The 3,501-nt window shown below is 63.1% G+C and carries 4 protein-coding genes; all 4 read left to right on the forward strand.

The annotated features are described in order from the left end of the window. The first annotated feature begins 155 nt into the window (after positions 1-155). The gene (gene frr, locus ACXJ7R_RS27720) at positions 156-710 is read left to right on the forward strand and encodes a ribosome recycling factor (protein WP_457154608.1); all 555 of its coding nucleotides are present in this window, start codon (positions 156-158) and stop codon (positions 708-710) included. A gap of 34 nt (positions 711-744) precedes the next feature. Next, the gene (locus ACXJ7R_RS27725; RefSeq protein ID WP_095081447.1) at positions 745-1,479 is read left to right on the forward strand and encodes an isoprenyl transferase; all 735 of its coding nucleotides are present in this window, start codon (positions 745-747) and stop codon (positions 1,477-1,479) included. Further along, the gene (locus ACXJ7R_RS27730; protein WP_457154609.1) at positions 1,476-2,291 is read left to right on the forward strand and encodes a phosphatidate cytidylyltransferase; all 816 of its coding nucleotides are present in this window, start codon (positions 1,476-1,478) and stop codon (positions 2,289-2,291) included. The genes ACXJ7R_RS27725 and ACXJ7R_RS27730 overlap by 4 nt, the downstream gene beginning before the upstream one ends. A gap of 104 nt (positions 2,292-2,395) precedes the next feature. Further along, on the forward strand, positions 2,396-3,501 hold a 1,106-nt coding region (locus tag ACXJ7R_RS27735), incomplete at its 3' end, for a M50 family metallopeptidase (protein ID WP_457154610.1).

The raw sequence follows: 3,501 nt of genomic DNA on the forward strand, positions 1-3,501 counted from the left end.
ATTCTAAGGGGCGGCGGCCGCTGCACGGTCGTCGCGGACGATTGATCCTGGGGCCTGGTCCCGAAAAAGGGATGACGGTTTTCGAAAATCAGGCTCGAACACGGGGCCTTGCCCCAAAGCAGTGAACCCGCGCTAGACGGGTCGAGGAGATTAAGATGAGTGGTGTGTACGACGATCTCAAGCGGCGCATGGACGGGGCAATCGCCGCGTTCAAACATGATCTGGCTTCGCTGCGGACCGGTCGCGCCTCCAGCAATCTGCTCGACGCGATCCAGGTGCAGGCCTATGGCACCACCATGCCAATCAACCAGGTCGCCAACGTCTCGGTGCCGGAACCGCGCATGATTTCGGTGTCGGTCTGGGACAAGTCGATGGTCGGCGCGGTCGACCGCGCCATCCGCGAATCCAATCTGGGCTTCAACCCGATCGTCGACGGCACCAATCTCAGGATTCCGCTGCCCGAGCTCAACGAACAGCGCCGCAAGGAACTGGTCAAGATCTCGCATGGCTACGCCGAGAACGCCCGCGTCGCCGCTCGCCACGTGCGCCGCGATGGCATGGACTTCCTGAAGAAGGCGGAAAAGGACGGCGACATCAGCGAGGACGATCAGCGCAAGCGTTCCGAACAGGTCCAGAAACTTACCGACGAAACGATCAGCACCATCGACCACCTGCTTTCCGATAAGGAAGCTGAAATCATGCAGGTTTAGGGTTTTGGCCATCGGCTGACCCGAAAGCGAGAACATGGCAACGCCCGCGCATGTCGCGATCATCATGGACGGAAACGGACGCTGGGCCAAAGCGCGCGGCATGCCTCGTCTTGCTGGCCATCGGGCCGGTGTCGAAGCGCTGCGCAAGACGGTGCGCGCCGCACCCGGGCTCGGCATCTCCTTCCTGACTGTCTATGCCTTCTCGTCGGAGAACTGGTCGCGGCCGAAGTCCGAGGTCAGCGACCTGATGGGCCTGCTGAAACTGTTCATCCGCCGTGATCTCGCCGATTTGCACCAGAGCGGTGTGCGGGTCAGAATCATCGGTGACAGGGCAGGGCTGCAATCCGACATCAGGGGGCTGCTCGACGAGGCCGAATCGCTGACCGCCGCAAATGAAGCGCTGACCCTGGTGATCGCCTTCAACTATGGCGGACGCGACGAGATCGTGCGGACGGCGCGCAAGCTTGCCGCAGCCGTGGCCCGTGGCGAACTCGACAGCGAGGCGATATCCGCCGAAAGCTTTGCCGGCGCACTCGACACGCAAGGCATCCCCGACCCGGAACTGGTCATCCGCACCAGTGGTGAGCTGCGGCTGTCGAACTTCCTCCTGTGGCAGGCTGCCTATAGCGAGCTCGTCTTCCTGCCTTGCTACTGGCCCGACTTCAGCCGCGAGCATCTTGCCGAGGCCCTGCGCGAATTTGCCAGCCGCGAACGCCGATTCGGCGGACTTGGCTCGCAGGACGTTGCCTCGCGACCGGCCGCAGGATGAGCAATCTCCAGCTTCGCGTCATTTCGGCAGTCGTGCTTGCCATCATTACCCTTAGCTTGACCTGGTTTGGGGGGCTGCCGTTCCGGTTGCTGTGTGCCGTGATGGCGGCGGTGATTTTCTATGAATGGACACGCATGTCGCGCCCGGCCGAGGCCACGGGCCTGGGTTTCCTGCCGGAAGCGCTGCTGGTTGTTTTCATTGGGGCCTTGATTGCCGGCCTTGCCGCATCGTGGCTGCTGCCGCTTGTCGTGGTGGCGGTTGCCGCAGTGGCGATTGCCGCCTCGGTTCGCAAGACCGGACGATGGGACGCGGCCGGTCTTGCCTATGCCAGTGTTTCCGGCCTGTCGCTTGCCCTGTTGCGCGACGGGGATCGTTCAGGCCTCGTCGCCATCCTGTTCCTGTTCGCGGTCGTCTGGGCCACCGATATCTTTGCCTATTTCGTTGGCCGTACGGTCGGCGGCCCAAAACTGGCGCCGTCGATCTCTCCCGGCAAGACACGCAGCGGCGCGCTCGGCGGCGCTGTCGGCGGAGTTGTGGCCGGGCTCATCCTGGCCGCGGTTGCCGGCGTCGGCAATCTGGCGTTGCTCGGCCTTGTGGCGCTCGTGCTGTCGATTGTCGCCCAGGCTGGCGACCTGTTTGAATCCTGGATCAAGCGCCGCCACGGTCGCAAGGATTCGGGTGCGCTCATCCCCGGCCACGGCGGCGTCATGGACCGTGTCGACGGGCTTGTCGCGGCGGCTTTCGCCCTATACGTCATCGGCTGGATTTCGGCGACCGCCGATCATCCGGCGCAGGGGCTGTTTCCGGTTTGAGAGGCGTCATTTCAGGGCTCGATGCGCGCCGCGCCTTGGATTCGCCTGGATTGATGCCACAGTCACGGCGCTATCCGCGCCGCGGAAGAATTTGAGGGTTTATCTTGAACGAGATTCTTCACGCGCTTTTCAGCACACAAGGCTTCGTCCTTGGCACGCTCGTGCCGTTCCTCTTTGTGCTGACCGTGGTCGTGTTCGTCCATGAAATGGGCCACTACCTCATCGGGCGCTGGTGTGGCATCGGGGTCAAGGCCTTCTCGATCGGCTTCGGCCCGGAGCTTTTCGGCTTCAGCGACAGCCACGGCACGCGCTGGAAACTGTGCGCGATACCGCTTGGCGGCTATGTCAAATTCGTCGGCGACATGAACGCCACATCGAGTCAGCCGACTTCGGAAGAGATCGAGACGCTGACCGAGGAGGAACGCAAGGTCGCTTTTCACACGCAGCCGATCTGGAAGCGCGCGGCGACGGTCGTCGCCGGGCCGCTGTTCAATTTCCTGCTGACGATCGTCGTCTTCACCGTGTTGTTTTCCGCCTATGGCCGCTATGTCGCCGAGCCGATGGTCGCCGAGGTGACGGCTGACAGYCCGGCGGCGAAAGCCGGCATCCTGCCCGGTGACCGATTCGTCAGCGTCGACGGCAGCAAGGTCGAAACCTTTGGTGACGTCCAGCGTCTGGTTTCCGGCCGTGCCGGCGACGCCATCACCTTCGTCATGCTGCGCGACGGCAAGGAGGTCACGGTGACCGCGGCGCCGCGGCTGATGGAACAGGAAGACGCGCTCGGCAACAAGGTCAAGGTTGCCGTGATCGGCGTCGTCAACAACAAGGAACTCGGCCAGCCCCGCCTCGTCACCTACACGCCCGTCGGGGCGGTTGCCGCGGCAGTCGAGGAGACTGGGCATGTCATTCAGCGCACTGGTCAGTTCCTGCAGCGTTTCGTTGTCGGGCGTGAGGATAAATGTCAGCTGGGCGGCCCGGTGAAGATCGCCGACATGGCCGGCAAGGCAGCGAAACTTGGGTTCGAATGGCTCGTGCAACTGATTGCACTGCTGTCTGTCGGCATCGGGTTTCTGAACCTTTTGCCGATTCCCCCCCTCGACGGCGGCCATCTCTTGTTCTACGGGGTGGAGGCCGTCATTCGCCGTCCGGTGTCGGATCGGATGATGGAAATGGCCTATCGGGCCGGGTTGCTTCTGGTGCTGTGCTTCAT

The organism is Mesorhizobium sp. P5_C1, from assembly GCF_054049815.1.

Bases quoted from the DNA above. Each gene is read 5' to 3' on its own strand.
- frr (WP_457154608.1), top strand. From the start codon at position 156: ATGAGTGGTGTGTACGACGATCTCAAGCGGCGCATGGACGGGGCAATC.
- ACXJ7R_RS27725 (WP_095081447.1), top strand. From the start codon at position 745: ATGGCAACGCCCGCGCATGTCGCGATCATCATGGACGGAAACGGACGC.
- ACXJ7R_RS27730 (WP_457154609.1), top strand. From the start codon at position 1,476: ATGAGCAATCTCCAGCTTCGCGTCATTTCGGCAGTCGTGCTTGCCATC.